This window comes from Escherichia sp. B1147, assembly GCF_001660175.1.
Classification (GTDB): domain Bacteria; phylum Pseudomonadota; class Gammaproteobacteria; order Enterobacterales; family Enterobacteriaceae; genus Escherichia; species Escherichia whittamii.
Window position 1 is genome coordinate 17,886 of record NZ_LFHY01000018.1, and the last position, 13,915, is coordinate 31,800.

Below are 13,915 nucleotides of genomic sequence, written 5' to 3' on the forward strand. Positions count from 1 at the left end.
ATCACATCGCCGCTTCATTTTTCGCCCGCAACTTCTTCGCCTGACTTTCCAGTACCAGATAGCAAATCAGCGCCAACAGCAGCGGGATAAAGTAATACAGCACACGGTACGCGAGTAGAGCGGCGATAATCGTGCCTTTTGATGTATGCTCTCCTGCCAGTAGCGCGATAAACACCGCTTCCAGTACACCAATCCCCGCCGGAATATGCACAATGACGCCGGCAATACTGCTAACCAACAACACGCCTAAAACAAAGAAATAGTTCACGCTTTGACCGAGTAACAGCCAGATAATCGCTCCCATTACCATCCAGTTAACGCTGGAAATCAGCATCTGCGCCAGGGCGAATTTCCATGAAGGTAGCACCAGCTTTTGCCCCTTGATGGTCATATGGCGGTGCTTCGCGAACGCGCAAAACCACAAATAAACCGCGATAATCATCAGTAAGCCAATGCCGAGAATACGCAGCGTGGTTTGATCGATATACCAATGGTCCGGCAGTTCCACCACGCCTGCGGTAAAGATAATCCCCGCCAGTAAAATATAGCCCAGCCAGTTGGTGGTAATACTCAGCGAGAAAATCCGTGTGATAGTGCTACCGGGCAATCCCAGACGAGAGTACAAACGATAGCGCATACCAATGCCGCCGACCCAGGTACTGAGCGTCAGGTTGAAGGCGTAGCAGATAAACGACACCAGCATCACCTGGCGCTTCGCCAGTTTGTGACCACAGTAGAAGCGGGCGAGCAGGTCATAGCAGCCGTAAATCAGATAACTGACGACCACTAGCCCAACCGCACTGAGCAGCGCAACGCGATTGTAGTCGCGGATGACCTTCCAGACCTCTTCCCAGTCTACCTTTTTGGCATAGACCACCAGCAACACAATCACCGCGATAAAAAACAGCCAGGTGAGGATCTTCTTTGTCCGGCGCCAGCGTGGATGCGATTTACTCATCAGGGTTTTATCCCCGTGTTTTCCGTTTCTACCCGATCCTGCGTTTCCATTGCCGGCTGCGCGGGGGGATCAACCTGTGCCAGACGCGGCGTATGCGCCGGAAGCCAGCCCACCAGCGCCGGGAAATGGCGCAAAAAGTGGAACGCCAGCACGCTTTTGCTCAGGTTCCACCAGGTGCGTTTCGGCAGCATAGTTTCATCCACCAGCTGACAGTCGGCAGCGATGATGCTGTTAAGATTGTCGCGCAGCGTCTGGTTAAATTTTCGATCGTGAATGATGACGTTTGCTTCGAGATTTAGCGACAAACTGAGCGGATCGAGATTACTGGAACCTACCGTTGCCCAGTGATCGTCCATCAATGCCACTTTGCCGTGGAGCGGGCGGCGACAGTACTCAAACACCTGAACACCGCCTTTAACCAGATAGTTATACAGCAAGCGCGCGCCGACTCTGACAATGGGCATATCCGGTTCGCCCTGAATAATCAGTTTGATCCGCACTCCGCGCCGCGCCGCTTTACGCAAGGCGTGTAAAAACCGATAGCCAGGGAAGAAGTAGGCGTTGGCGATAATCACTTCCCGCCGTGCCTGAGTGAGCATTTTCAGATAGTGACGTTCAATATCGCTGCGATGTTCTTCGTTATCGCGCCAGACCAGCAATACCTGCGCTTCTCCCGGCTGGCGGTTTTCTTCCGCTTTGTGATGACGTCGCCACCAGCGCCGTGCTGCGCTTTGCCCGGGCAGATTTTCCAGTTCAAATTGCAAAATATCTTCAACAATCGGCCCTTCCAGACGTACCGCGTAATCCTGTTTAGCCTCTGGACCGTAGCTGGACATATGCTCGGCGGAGTAATTCAGTCCACCAATAAAGGCGATACGTGCATCGATCACCACAATTTTGCGATGCATCCGGCGGAATACATTAGTACGCATACCGAACAGGCGAGGGCGGGGATCGTAATAACGAAATATCACGCCAGCCGCAGTCAGTTCATTGACAAACTCATCGCTGAGATCCGGCGAACCGTAGCCATCCAGCAAAACTTCCGCTTTAACTCCACGTTGCACCGCCGCCAGCAGTGCCGCATGCAGTTGTTTACCGACGTCATCCTCAAACCAGATAAACGTTTCAAGAATAATGCGTTCTTGCGCCTCATCAATCGCTTTAAATACAGCGGGATAATATTGCTCGCCGTTTTCCAGCAACTGGATCTTATTGCCTTCGCGCCAGCTACATTTCATAAATGAATCTCCGCACTCAAAGGAGCATGGTCAGAAAGATGTCGCCAGGTCCGCAGCGGCAACGCCGTTGGCGCGCTGGCGCTGGCATTTTTGACATAGATCCTGTCCAGTCGAAGTAGAGGAAATTGCACCGGAAAAGTGCGCGCCGGGCGTCCGTGGGCGCGGGTAAATATCTCATCCAGCCCGGCATGGGCCTTCAACAGATGATTGGCTTTTTGCCGCCAGTCGTTGAAATCACCCGCCACTAAAACGGGTTCGTCGGGCGGAAGCTGGTTTACCCATTCGGCAAGCAACGCAAGTTGCGCCTGACGTTGCGCCTCTCGCAAACCGAGATGTACGCACATCACATGAATCGCTTTTCCGGTCATTGGCGGCACAATGCGGCAGTAGAGCACGCCACGTTTTTCCGCGCCATCGACCGAAACATCGCGATTCTCATAATGTTCAATGGGATAGCGTGACAGTACCGCGTTTCCGTGATGCCCTTCCGGATATACAGCATTACGTCCGTAGGCAAAATCGCTCCACATGGTGTCGGCAAGAAACTCGTAGTGAGATGTGTCGGGCCAGTTTTCTACATGCAGCGGATGAACTTCGTGCGCGCCCATCACTTCCTGCAGGCAAACAATATCGGCGTTGACGGTGCGCACGGCGTCGCGAAGTTCCGGCAAAATGAAGCGTCGGTTAAACGCGGTAAAACCTTTGTGAATATTGATGGTGAGCACCTTGAACGAAAAGTGTTGTGTTTGATCGGGCATAATTTTCCTGTCTTTGCCTCTTATCTCATTGAAATAGTGTAGTCGGCGTCACAAAAAGGTGCGGTCTTACGGAATTTTCCGTAAAGTTCGGTACTCTGAGTTAGTAGAGATAAATTCTTCAGGAGAGAAGCCATGAAGTGGCAACAACGTGTTCGTGTCGCAACTGGCCTAAGTTGCTGGCAGATTATGTTGCATTTACTGGTAGTGGCGCTGCTGGTGATGGGCTGGATGAGTAAAACTCTGGTTCACGTCGGCGTGGGATTATGCGTGCTGTATTGTGTCACCGTGGTGATGATGCTGGTGTTTCAGCGTCATCCCGAGCAACGCTGGCGAGAGGTGGCGGATGTGCTGGAAGAGCTGACCACCACCTGGTATTTTGGCGCGGCGCTGATTGTGCTGTGGCTGTTGTCCCGCGTACTGGAAAACAACTATTTGCTGGCTGTTGCAGGGCTGGCGATCCTTGCCGGCCCGGCGGTAGTGTCGTTACTGGCGAAAGATAAAAAATTACATCACCTTACGTCTAAACATCGCGTACGCCGCTGACCCTGTCGTGGCCGTTATGACCAATAGCGGCCACAAGCTGTTCCACACAATATCCAGACTCGCATCCTTCAAATAAATCTGCTTGGTAATGTCCGTAAAGTGGCGAATAGGGTTAATCCACGTCAGGTTTTGCAGCCACACCGGCATGTTCTCCACCGGCGAAACGTAACCGGAAAGCAGAATGGCGGGCATCATAAAGACGAACACGCCGATAAACGCCTGCTGTTGCGTTGAGCAGAGTGACGAAATCAACAGACCGAATCCCACCAGCGATAAACCGTAAATCACCATCGTAAAGTAGAACAGCGCCAGCGATCCGGCAAAGGGGATTTGATATGCCCAGATACCAATGGCCAGCACAATGGTCGCCTGGAATGTGGCGACAATTAACGCTGGTACGGCTTTGCCGATAAATATCTGCCAGGTTGTGAGCGGCGAAACCAGGAGCTGATCGAGCGTACCTTGTTCACGTTCGCGGGCGACGGAAAGTGAAGTGACGATCATTACGCCAATAGTGGTGATCATGGCAATCAGCGACGGCACCACGAACCATTTATAGTCGAGATTTGGGTTATACCAGTTGCGTACCACCAGCTCGCTGTTGTTTGGCTTCGGTTTTCCTTCCAGCAGCTCCTGCTGATAATTTTTGACGATCTGTTGCAGGTAGTTGGCGGCGATTTGCGCACTGTTGGAGTTACGCCCGTCGAGAATCAACTGCAACGGCGCGGTCTGGAAGGTATCCAGTTTGCGCGAGAAGTCAGCCGGAAAGCGCACCAGCAGTAGCGCCTTTTGTGTGTCGATTGTCGGGCGGATCTCCTGCGGACTTTTCAACAGCAGCACATGGGTAAAGGCGCTGGCACGGGCAAAACGCTGGGTCAACTCCACCGAATGTGCGCCGTTATCTTCGTCGTAGATGGCGATGGTGGCATTGGTCACTTCCAGTGTGGCGGCGAACGGGAACAGAATTACCTGAATCAGCACGGGTAAAATCAAAATCGCACGCGTTTGCGGTTCGCGCAGCAATGACTGCAACTCTTTGCGGATTAACGTCCATAAGCGATGAAACATGCTCTTCTCCCTAATCCAGCCGACGTTTGGTTTTCAGCCACGTCAGGCCGATAAACATCACCGCCGAAGCGATCAAAAACAGCACGTTCACCACCAGCACCACCGGAATATTCCCGGCGAGGAACAGGCTTTGCAGGGTGCTGACGAAGTAACGTGCGGGAATAATGTACGTCACCGCGCGGATCACCGCAGGCATACTGTCGATCTGAAAAATAAAACCAGAGAGCATAATCGACGGCAGGAAAGCGGCGTTCAGTGCCACCTGAGCGGCGTTGAACTGGTTGCGGGTAATCGTAGAAATCAGCAGCCCCATCCCCAGGGTACTGAGTAAAAACAGACTGGTGATAAAAAACAGGATCAGCAGCGACCCGCGATATGGCACGCCGAGAATAAACACCGACACCAGCATACACAGCAGCATCGCCAGCATGCCGAGGAAGTAATAAGGGATAAGCTTACACAACAGCAGCTCCGTGCGGGTAATCTCGGTGGAGAGCAGAGCCTCCATGGTGCCGCGTTCCCATTCCCGTGCCACCACCAGCGAGGTGAGGATCGCGCCGATGACCGTCATGATAATGGTCACCGCACCGGGGATAATAAAGTGCTGGCTAATCGCCGCCGGGTTAAACCAGTAGCGGGTTTGTACGTCGATAAGCGGTTCAAAAGTCTGCCCGTTGTCCTCCGCTCGCTGCATTTGCCAGATTTGCCAGATCCCTTCGACATAGCCCTGCACAAAGTTGGCGGTGTTTGGCTCGCTGCCGTCGGTGATCACCTGAATCGGCGCGGTAGCGTCGGCGCGCTCCATCTGTTCGGCGAAATCCACCGGAATCACCACCAGACCGCGAATTTTCCCCGCCTGCATTTTGGCGATCAGTTCCTGACGGTTATCGCTGATAGTGGCGTCAATATAGGGCGAACCAGTCATAGTGTGGGTGAAATCCAGCGCCGCTTCGCTACGCTGTTCCAGCAAAATCCCGACCCGCAGCTTGCTGGAATCGAGGTTAATGCCGTAGCCAAAAATAAACAGCAGTAACAGCGGGATCACTACCGCAATCAGCCAGCTACTCGGATCGCGAATGATCTGCCGCGTCTCTTTGACGCACAGCGCCCGCACACGACGCCAGGAAAGGATCGGATTACTCATTGCCATGCTCCTTATCCCAGTCGTGGATCAACTGAATAAAAGCCTGCTCCATGGTGGGATCGGGTTGCTCATCGTTAGCCGACTGCGCTTTCAAATCGTCCGGCGTGCCGCTGGCAATCAGCTTCCCGCGATACACCAGACCGATGCGGTCGCAATATTCCGCTTCATCCATAAAGTGGGTAGTAACCATCACCGTGACGCCTTTCTCTACCATGCTATTGATATGCAGCCAGAATTCGCGGCGGGTGAGGGGATCGACGCCAGAAGTTGGTTCATCGAGAAACAGAATGTCCGGTTCGTGCATTAGCGAGCAGGCCAGCGCCAGACGCTGTTTAAAACCTAAGGGCAGTTCATCAGTGGCGTGCGAGGCGATACTTTTCAGGCCGAATGCCTCGCTCATACGGGTGATTTTTTCGTTCTGCGCCCGACCGCGTAAGCCATACACGCCGGAGAAAAAGCGTAAATTCTGTTCGACGGTCAGGTTGCCATAGAGCGAAAATTTTTGCGCCATATAGCCGAGATGCTGGCGCGCTTTACCGGAACTCTCTTTCAGGTCCATTCCCAGCACCAGCGCCTGGCCGGAGGTCGGCACCAGCAAGCCACACATCATCTTAAAAGTGGTCGATTTCCCTGCGCCGTTTGGCCCGAGCAAACCAAAGATTTCACCGCGTTTGACGGCAAAATTAACATGATCGGTGGCGGCAAAATCGCCAAACTTTTTGGTCAGTTCTTTCGCTTCGATTACCGTCTCGTCGGGTGTACCTTCTACCGTATGCAATATTGCGCCCAGCGGGGATTCCGAGGTTCCAGCTCCGCCCAGCAAATCAATAAACGCATCTTCAAAGCGGGGCGAGGTTTGGCTGATGTCGATTTCCGGCATCCCGTCGGCGTGGCGAATATCGTCTGGTGTGGCTTCTTTTTTGAGGATCAGACGCACCGATTTCCCCTGAATCATGCCGTCGCTGACCTGCGGCAGTTTTAATGCCCGTTGTAGCAGTTTGCGGTTGCCCTCGTGCGGGCTGGTCATCAGAAAGCTACGTCCGGCCATGGTTTGCGTCAGGGCCGTCGGTTCTCCCTGATATAACAGCTCGCCTTCGTTCATCAAAAGCACGTCGCGGCACTGTTCGGCTTCGTCGAGATACGAAGTACTCCAGAGAATTAACATCCCTTCGCCTGCCAGTTCGTGCACCATCTGCCACAGCTCGCGCCGTGAGATGGGGTCGACGCCGACGCCAGGTTCATCGAGCAGCAACACTTTCGGTTCGCCCACCAGGGTACAGGCCAGGCCGAGTTTTTGCTTCATCCCGCCGGAGAGCTTGCCCGCCAGGCGCCCGGTAAACGGGCCAAGAGAAGTAAATTCCAGCAGGCGAGCAAAAGTCTGCTTCCGCGCTTCACCGGTGACGCTGCGCAAATCCGCGTACAGATTGAGGTTTTCCATCACCGTGAGATCTTCATACAGACCGAATTTCTGCGGCATATAGCCGAGCACGGCGTGCAGCGCAGCGTCGTTTTTGATCGGATCAAAGCCAATCACGGTAGCACTGCCGCTGTCAGGTTTCAGTAATCCTGCCAGCATCCGCATCAGCGTGGTTTTGCCCGCACCGTCCGGCCCCACCAGCCCCGTCACATAACCGGCATGAATGGTGCAGTCGAGCGGCGCGACGGCGGGCTTGTCCATGCCCGGAAAGCGTTTTTCCAGGCCGTTTAGCGTGATAACGGCATCATTCATGTCCTGCCTCGTCACCGAATTGCACCGTTACTGGCATTCCCTGGCGTAACGCATCATCGGCGTCGGTCACCACAATACGCAGGCGATAGACGAGGTCGGTACGCAGATCCGGCGTTTCGACGGTTTTCGGGGTAAATTCAGCGGTTGGCGAAACGAAACCAATCTGCCCGTGATAGGGCTTGTCCGGACGACCATCGGTATAGAGCAGCACTTTGCGCCCTGGCTGGGCCTGGTCAAGATTACGTTCATCAACATAAGCGCGCACCCACACCGGACGCGTCAGTGAGACGGTAAACACCGTGCCGCCTTCATTGAGCACCGTACCAGGCTCTACCGCGCGGGTTAACAGCGTGCCATCAGACGGTGCGACCAGAGTCGAGTCCTGTAAATTCAACTCCGCCTGCGCCAGTTGCGCCTGCGCCTGTTCGAGGCTGGCTTTCGCCTGGGCGATGTCCTGCTCACGGTTACCGGAACGGTACTGACGTAATTTATCCTGAGCTGATTTCAGCGTTGCCTGCGCCTGGTCGCGTGAGGAGCGCGCATTTTCCAGGTCGTTTGCCGAAATGGTGCGGCTTTTCCACAACCCTTGCTGGCGGTTATAGAAGTTCTGCGCATAGTCATAAGCGGCCTGCGCCTGTTTTACGGCGGCGGCGGCCTGAGCGATTTCTTCGTCGCGATAACCGGCCAGCATCAGGTCGTACTGCGCCTGCGCTACCGAAACGCCTGCTTTCGCCTGCATCAGGGCAATCTCATACGGTTTATGATCCAGTTCGCCCAGCACCTGGCCCGCTTTGATTGCATCACCTTCGTCCACCGCCAGCGACTCAACGCGACCACCGACACGGAAGCTAAGATTCACCGTACGAATATCCACGTTGCCATACAGCGTCAGGCCGTTATCCTGGCGGCTTTGATACCACCAGTAGCCTCCGGCAACCACGGCGGCAAGCACTACTACCGCCAGTCCAATCACGACAGGTTTTTTCATCACTACAAACTCCTTTGCGATAATCCTTGCAAAATCAGGTCGATATGACATGTCACCGTCTGGTTAATCAGTTCGGTCTTTTCTTCATCGAACGAGGTCCAGCCGGTGCGTAACAGAATCGTTTCTTTACCAAGACGAAACGCCAGAATCTCGCCAAGTAATGCATGGGTATGGAGGATCATGCGGGTATCGTTGGCATCACAACCGGTCCAGGCGGCGATCAGACGCGTAAGATGGCTGTGTAGCGGGCTAATCACCTGTTCATGCACCAGATGGTAGGCCGCCGTGGGAGAGAGCTGCTCACGGGAGATAAACTTGCTGAGGTTGACGGTGTCATCCTGGGTGAGCAATTGAATCATGTTCCTGCAGGCGCGAAGGATCAGTTCGCGGATGGCAGCGCGATCCGGCTGTGGTTGCGCGAACAAGCGTTCGGCTTCCTCGGCGTGTGGGCGGAACTGCTCGCCAATAAAATCGGCAATCCACTGGGCGCAGGCGAGATATAAATCTTCTTTCGAACCGAAGTAGTAGGTGATGGCAGCAATATTCTGCCCGGCCAGGGCGGCGATTTCGCGGGTGGTGGCGTTCATTCCGTACTCGCCAAACTGCGCCAGTGCGGCGGCAATCAGCTGTTTTTTCGCCTGTTCACCCTTGATTGTCATGGCGGGATTATTCATCGCACAGTCCATTCTTAATCAAATGATTGATTAAGATTATGACTCCTTATCGGAGTTGTCCAGTATGGCTAACTATTTTTGCAATGCCAGCAATAGGGATAATTTATGCGCCGCGTCACAAAAACTGCTACACTCCGCTCCCTCATGACATTGTGGTTTTTGTCATTTTCCTTTTCAGTATCTCCCTGAAAACTACACCGGTAACGGTCGGGGCGGTTCGGAGTAGTTATGTCTTTCGATTCTTTGGGTTTAAGCCCTGATATCCTGCGCGCCGTTGCCGAGCAAGGTTACCGTGAACCCACCCCTATTCAGCAGCAGGCGATCCCTGCGGTGCTGGAAGGCCGCGACCTGATGGCCAGTGCCCAGACCGGCACGGGCAAAACAGCGGGCTTTACGCTGCCGCTGTTGCAACACCTGATTTCCCGCGAGCCGCACGCCAAAGGGCGTCGTCCGGTACGTGCGTTGATCCTCACCCCGACCCGTGAACTGGCGGCGCAGATTGGCGAAAACGTCCGTGATTACAGCAAATACCTGAACATTCGTTCGCTGGTGGTGTTTGGCGGCGTCAGCATTAACCCGCAGATGATGAAGCTGCGCGGCGGCGTTGACGTGCTGGTGGCAACACCGGGGCGTCTGCTGGACCTGGAACATCAAAACGCGGTGAAACTGGACCAGATAGAAATCCTCGTCCTCGATGAAGCTGATCGCATGCTCGACATGGGCTTTATCCACGATATCCGTCGCGTGCTGACTAAACTGCCAGCGAAGCGCCAGAACCTGTTGTTCTCCGCGACCTTCTCTGACGATATTAAAGCCCTGGCGGAAAAACTGCTGCATAACCCACTGGAAATTGAAGTGGCACGCCGCAATACCGCGTCTGATCAGGTGACACAACACGTTCACTTTGTCGATAAGAAACGCAAACGGGAACTGTTGTCACACATGATTGGTAAAGGCAACTGGCAGCAGGTGCTGGTGTTTACCCGTACCAAACATGGCGCTAACCATCTGGCGGAACAATTAAATAAAGATGGTATTCGCAGTGCGGCGATCCACGGTAATAAATCGCAAGGCGCGCGTACCCGTGCGCTGGCTGATTTTAAATCGGGCGATATTCGTGTACTGGTAGCAACCGACATTGCCGCGCGTGGCCTGGATATCGAAGAGTTGCCGCACGTCGTCAACTACGAGTTGCCAAACGTACCGGAAGATTATGTCCACCGTATCGGGCGTACTGGCCGTGCGGCGGCAACTGGAGAAGCGTTGTCGCTGGTGTGTGTTGATGAACACAAGCTGCTGCGTGATATCGAAAAATTGCTGAAAAAAGAGATCCCGCGTATTGCGATTCCGGGCTATGAGCCGGACCCGTCAATCAAAGCCGAACCGATCCAGAATGGTCGCCAGCAACGTGGCGGCGGTGGTCGTGGGCAGGGCGGTGGTCGCGGTCAACAGCAACCACGCCGTGCAGAAGGTGGCGCGAAATCAGCTAGCGTGAAACCTGCAGAAAAACCGTCTCGTCGTCTCGGCGATGCCAAACCGGCAGGCGAACAACAACGTCGTCGCCGTCCGCGTAAACCTGCCGCTGCGCAGTAATCTTTTATGCCGGGCCATGCCCGGCATCTTCGTCACAAGTCTCTTTCTACCGCAATTTCATCCTGGACAATTTACGATCAAAAAATGCAATTTATTATTAATTGCGCTATCTTTAATTATAAATTGCATGCCGTATACAAAGAGGTTAGCGCATTATGGCACCAGAAACGATTGATCACTCAACCTTACATAAACTGGTTGAATCTGGCGTAGTGGATGCAGCACACGTTATTGGCACCCAGGGCGGCTGGTCGTTGACCGTGAAATACGGTCACACTGAACGGCCTCTTGCAGCACAACGCAGTCGGCAAATTCGCTTGTTTAAACGGCTGGAAACGGTTGTCAACTACCTGAAAGATGTTGGTATTGCCCGGTTTGAAGTCGACGCCTCTAATTACGACCCGGACGGTCAGATGAAAACGACCCGACCTGACAGGGCAGAGGCATTAAAACGTGCTCATGAAGCTGCTGCGTATGATGCCTGGTTTCGTGAACAGGTGCAGGCCGCCATTGACGACCCACGCCCGGCGCTCTCTCATGAAGAGGCCAAAAGTCTATTTGCTGCCCGTAAAAAAGCATTGTTGAAGGGGGATTAATGCGTCTGGAATGGAAGCCAATGTCCCTGTCTGACAGGGAGCAAATCATGGAATACATCAGTAAAGATAATCCGCAAGCGGCAATTGCCCTTGATAATCAATTTGAAAACATTGCGGAACAGGCCTGTGAACGCCCTGAAATGTATCGTGCCGGACGATTCGCTGGTACTCATGAAGCCGTTGTCAGACCGCATTATGTGCTTGTTTATCAAGTGGAGGGCGATACGCTCTCGGTACTGCGCGTTTTGCATACCGCCCTGCAATGGCCGCCAGCGGAATAAGCCTGTGTATAATGTCTTTTGCTGCGCAATGATGTTTCTTTAGCTGCGGGAAACCCCCGCATCCAGAAAACGTTATTGCGAGCCGCTTTCCAGAAACAGAAAAACCATTACCCCTGAAAACCGAAAAATGCCACAATAATGGCTGTTTATACAGTATTTCAGGTTTTCTCATGGCATTAACCGCCGCGCTTAAAGCGCAAATTGCCGCCTGGTATAAGGCGCTTCAGGAACAGATCCCCGACTTTATTCCCCGTGCGCCACAGCGGCAGATGATTGCGGACGTCGCCAAAACGCTGGCCGGAGAAGAAGGGCGGCATCTGGCGATTGAAGCTCCCACAGGCGTTGGGAAAACGCTCTCCTATTTGATCCCCGGCATCGCTATTGCCCGCGAAGAGCAAAAAACGCTGGTGGTGAGTACCGCCAACGTGGCGTTGCAGGATCAGATCTACAGCAAAGATTTACCGCTGCTGAAAAAGATCATTCCCGATCTTAAATTCACTGCCGCTTTTGGGCGTGGGCGCTACGTTTGCCCGCGTAACCTGACAGCGCTCGCCAGCACTGAACCCACACAACAGGATCTGCTCGCGTTTCTCGACGATGAACTCACGCCGAACAATCAGGAAGAGCAAAAACGCTGTGCCAAGCTGAAGGGCGATCTCGATACATATAAGTGGGATGGTCTGCGCGATCATACTGATATCGCTATTGATGATGATCTCTGGCGTCGTTTGAGCACCGATAAAGCCAGCTGCCTCAACCGCAACTGTTACTACTATCGCGAATGCCCGTTTTTTGTTGCTCGTCGGGAAATTCAGGAAGCGGAAGTGGTGGTGGCAAACCATGCGCTGGTGATGGCGGCGATGGAAAGCGAAGCGGTATTGCCTGACCCGAAAAATTTGCTACTGGTGCTGGATGAAGGTCATCACCTGCCAGATGTAGCGCGGGATGCGCTGGAGATGAGCGCCGAAATCACCGCGCCCTGGTATCGGCTACAGCTGGACTTGTTCACGAAACTGGTCGCGACCTGCATGGAGCAGTTTCGCCCGAAGACGATCCCACCGCTGGCGATCCCCGAGCGTTTGAATGCGCATTGTGAAGAGTTGTATGAACTTATTGCCTCTTTAAACAACATCCTAAATCTTTATATGCCTGCCGGGCAGGAAGCTGAACACCGTTTTGCGATGGGCGAACTGCCTGATGAAGTGCTGGAGATCTGCCAGCGGCTGGCAAAACTCACCGAGATGCTGCGTGGGCTGGCGGAGTTATTCCTCAATGATTTAAGTGAGAAAACCGGCAGCCATGACATTGTGCGTCTGCATCGGTTGATTTTGCAGATGAACCGCGCGCTGGGGATGTTTGAGGCACAAAGCAAACTCTGGCGGCTGGCTTCGCTGGCGCAATCTTCCGGTGCGCCAGTGACCAAATGGGCGACGCGGGAAGAGCGTGACGGGCAGTTACATCTCTGGTTTCACTGCGTGGGGATCCGCGTCAGCGATCAGCTGGAAAGACTGCTGTGGCGCAGCATTCCGCACATTATTGTCACTTCTGCGACCTTGCGTTCGCTAAACAGTTTTTCGCGATTGCAGGAGATGAGCGGGCTGAAAGAGAAAGCGGGCGACCGTTTTGTGGCGCTGGATTCACCGTTCAACCACTGCGAGCAGGGCAAAATTGTTATTCCCCGGATGCGCTATGAGCCTTCCATCGACAACGAAGAACAGCACATTGCTGAAATGGCGGCGTTCTTCCGTGAGCAAGTGGAGAGTAAAAAACATCTCGGTATGTTAGTGCTGTTTGCCAGCGGGCGTGCGATGCAGCGGTTTCTCGACTATGTGACGGATTTACGCCTGATGCTGCTGGTACAGGGCGATCAGCCGCGCTATCGCTTAGTTGAACTGCACCGCAAACGTGTTGCTAACGGCGAGCGCAGCGTACTGGTTGGTTTACAGTCTTTTGCCGAAGGTCTGGATCTGAAAGGCGATCTGCTCAGTCAGGTGCATATCCATAAAATTGCCTTCCCGCCTATCGACAGTCCGGTGGTGATCACCGAAGGCGAATGGCTAAAAAGTCTCAATCGCTATCCGTTTGAGGTGCAAAGCCTGCCGAGCGCTTCGTTTAATCTGATCCAGCAGGTCGGGCGTCTTATTCGAAGCCACAGTTGCTGGGGCGAAGTGGTTATCTACGACAAACGCTTGTTGACCAAAAATTATGGCAAGCGACTACTGGATGCATTACCGGTATTTCCGATTGAGCAACCGGAAGTCCCTGAAGGTATAGTTAAAAAGAAAGAAAAAGCGAAATCCCCACGCCGTCGGCGGCGTTAATGATGTGAGTCAGGTAAGGAG

General features: G+C 53.7%; 13 protein-coding genes. 5 read left to right on the forward strand and 8 right to left on the reverse strand.

What is annotated here, in order from left to right:
- Window position 1: 1 nt before the first annotated feature.
- The 3 genes from A9180_RS18875 to A9180_RS18885 are packed head-to-tail and all read right to left on the reverse strand — an operon-like array spanning window position 2 to window position 2,957.
- A complete protein-coding gene (locus tag A9180_RS18875) occupies window positions 2-958 on the reverse strand; it encodes a YbhN family protein (protein ID WP_064530092.1) in 957 nt (318 codons plus the stop codon).
- Complete coding sequence (gene clsB, locus A9180_RS18880; protein ID WP_064530093.1) at window positions 958-2,199, reverse strand: cardiolipin synthase ClsB; 1,242 nt, start codon at window positions 2,197-2,199, stop codon at window positions 958-960. Before clsB ends, A9180_RS18875 begins: the two co-directional genes overlap by 1 nt.
- Window positions 2,196-2,957 carry an endonuclease/exonuclease/phosphatase family protein gene (locus A9180_RS18885; RefSeq protein ID WP_064530094.1) on the reverse strand — a complete coding sequence of 254 codons (762 nt, stop codon included), beginning with the start codon at window positions 2,955-2,957 and terminating at the stop codon, window positions 2,196-2,198. Before A9180_RS18885 ends, clsB begins: the two co-directional genes overlap by 4 nt.
- A 132-nt stretch (window positions 2,958-3,089) precedes the next feature.
- Here A9180_RS18885 and A9180_RS18890 point away from each other — a divergent pair, with 132 nt between their 5' ends.
- On the forward strand, window positions 3,090-3,500 hold the full coding sequence (locus A9180_RS18890; protein WP_064530095.1) for a YbhQ family protein: 411 nt from the start codon (window positions 3,090-3,092) through the stop codon (window positions 3,498-3,500).
- Here the strand turns inward: A9180_RS18890 and A9180_RS18895 are convergent.
- From A9180_RS18895 to cecR, 5 genes are read right to left on the reverse strand one after another with little or no spacing between them, the layout of a single operon-like run.
- Window positions 3,462-4,568, reverse strand: a complete 1,107-nt coding sequence (locus A9180_RS18895) for an ABC transporter permease (protein WP_000469020.1) — start codon at window positions 4,566-4,568, stop codon at window positions 3,462-3,464. The two genes, A9180_RS18890 and A9180_RS18895, sit on opposite strands and share 39 nt — an antisense overlap.
- Before the next feature lie 10 nt (window positions 4,569-4,578).
- Window positions 4,579-5,712 carry an ABC transporter permease gene (locus A9180_RS18900; RefSeq protein WP_064530096.1) on the reverse strand — a complete coding sequence of 378 codons (1,134 nt, stop codon included), beginning with the start codon at window positions 5,710-5,712 and terminating at the stop codon, window positions 4,579-4,581.
- Entirely contained in the window at window positions 5,705-7,441 is a 1,737-nt protein-coding gene (locus tag A9180_RS18905) for an ATP-binding cassette domain-containing protein (protein ID WP_064530097.1), read from the reverse strand. Before A9180_RS18905 ends, A9180_RS18900 begins: the two co-directional genes overlap by 8 nt.
- Window positions 7,434-8,429 (reverse strand): secretion protein HlyD, encoded by a 996-nt coding sequence (gene hlyD, locus A9180_RS18910; RefSeq protein ID WP_001334148.1) that lies wholly within the window; start codon window positions 8,427-8,429, stop codon window positions 7,434-7,436. The genes A9180_RS18905 and hlyD overlap by 8 nt, the downstream gene beginning before the upstream one ends.
- A gap of 2 nt (window positions 8,430-8,431) precedes the next feature.
- Window positions 8,432-9,103: a DNA-binding transcriptional regulator CecR gene (cecR, locus tag A9180_RS18915; RefSeq protein WP_064530192.1), complete on the reverse strand. Its 672-nt coding sequence runs from the start codon at window positions 9,101-9,103 to the stop codon at window positions 8,432-8,434.
- Window positions 9,104-9,331: 228 nt separating this feature from the next.
- On the opposite strand from cecR, the gene rhlE reads away from it, so the two are divergent.
- The 4 genes from rhlE to dinG all read left to right on the forward strand — a co-directional run bounded on the left by rhlE (window position 9,332) and on the right by dinG (window position 13,894).
- Window positions 9,332-10,696: an ATP-dependent RNA helicase RhlE gene (gene rhlE, locus A9180_RS18920; protein WP_064530098.1), complete on the forward strand. Its 1,365-nt coding sequence runs from the start codon at window positions 9,332-9,334 to the stop codon at window positions 10,694-10,696.
- Between the two features lie 155 nt (window positions 10,697-10,851).
- A complete protein-coding gene (locus A9180_RS18925; RefSeq protein WP_064530099.1) occupies window positions 10,852-11,292 on the forward strand; it encodes a hypothetical protein in 441 nt (146 codons plus the stop codon).
- Entirely contained in the window at window positions 11,292-11,573 is a 282-nt protein-coding gene (locus tag A9180_RS18930; protein ID WP_064530100.1) for a type II toxin-antitoxin system RelE/ParE family toxin, read from the forward strand. The genes A9180_RS18925 and A9180_RS18930 overlap by 1 nt, the downstream gene beginning before the upstream one ends.
- 170 nt (window positions 11,574-11,743) lie before the next feature.
- Complete coding sequence (gene dinG / locus A9180_RS18935) at window positions 11,744-13,894, forward strand: ATP-dependent DNA helicase DinG (RefSeq protein ID WP_064530101.1); 2,151 nt, start codon at window positions 11,744-11,746, stop codon at window positions 13,892-13,894.
- The last annotated feature ends 21 nt before the right edge of the window (window positions 13,895-13,915 follow it).

Coding starts and splice junctions, on each gene's coding strand:
- rhlE (WP_064530098.1), top strand. CDS start 9,332: ATGTCTTTCGATTCTTTGGGTTTAAGCCCTGATATCCTGCGCGCCGTT.
- dinG (WP_064530101.1), top strand. CDS start 11,744: ATGGCATTAACCGCCGCGCTTAAAGCGCAAATTGCCGCCTGGTATAAG.
- A9180_RS18895 (WP_000469020.1), bottom strand. CDS start 4,568: ATGTTTCATCGCTTATGGACGTTAATCCGCAAAGAGTTGCAGTCATTG.
- A9180_RS18900 (WP_064530096.1), bottom strand. CDS start 5,712: ATGAGTAATCCGATCCTTTCCTGGCGTCGTGTGCGGGCGCTGTGCGTC.
- clsB (WP_064530093.1), bottom strand. CDS start 2,199: ATGAAATGTAGCTGGCGCGAAGGCAATAAGATCCAGTTGCTGGAAAAC.
- A9180_RS18905 (WP_064530097.1), bottom strand. CDS start 7,441: ATGAATGATGCCGTTATCACGCTAAACGGCCTGGAAAAACGCTTTCCG.
- A9180_RS18930 (WP_064530100.1), top strand. CDS start 11,292: ATGCGTCTGGAATGGAAGCCAATGTCCCTGTCTGACAGGGAGCAAATC.
- cecR (WP_064530192.1), bottom strand. CDS start 9,103: ATGAATAATCCCGCCATGACAATCAAGGGTGAACAGGCGAAAAAACAG.
- A9180_RS18885 (WP_064530094.1), bottom strand. CDS start 2,957: ATGCCCGATCAAACACAACACTTTTCGTTCAAGGTGCTCACCATCAAT.
- A9180_RS18890 (WP_064530095.1), top strand. CDS start 3,090: ATGAAGTGGCAACAACGTGTTCGTGTCGCAACTGGCCTAAGTTGCTGG.
- A9180_RS18925 (WP_064530099.1), top strand. CDS start 10,852: ATGGCACCAGAAACGATTGATCACTCAACCTTACATAAACTGGTTGAA.
- A9180_RS18875 (WP_064530092.1), bottom strand. CDS start 958: ATGAGTAAATCGCATCCACGCTGGCGCCGGACAAAGAAGATCCTCACC.
- hlyD (WP_001334148.1), bottom strand. CDS start 8,429: ATGAAAAAACCTGTCGTGATTGGACTGGCGGTAGTAGTGCTTGCCGCC.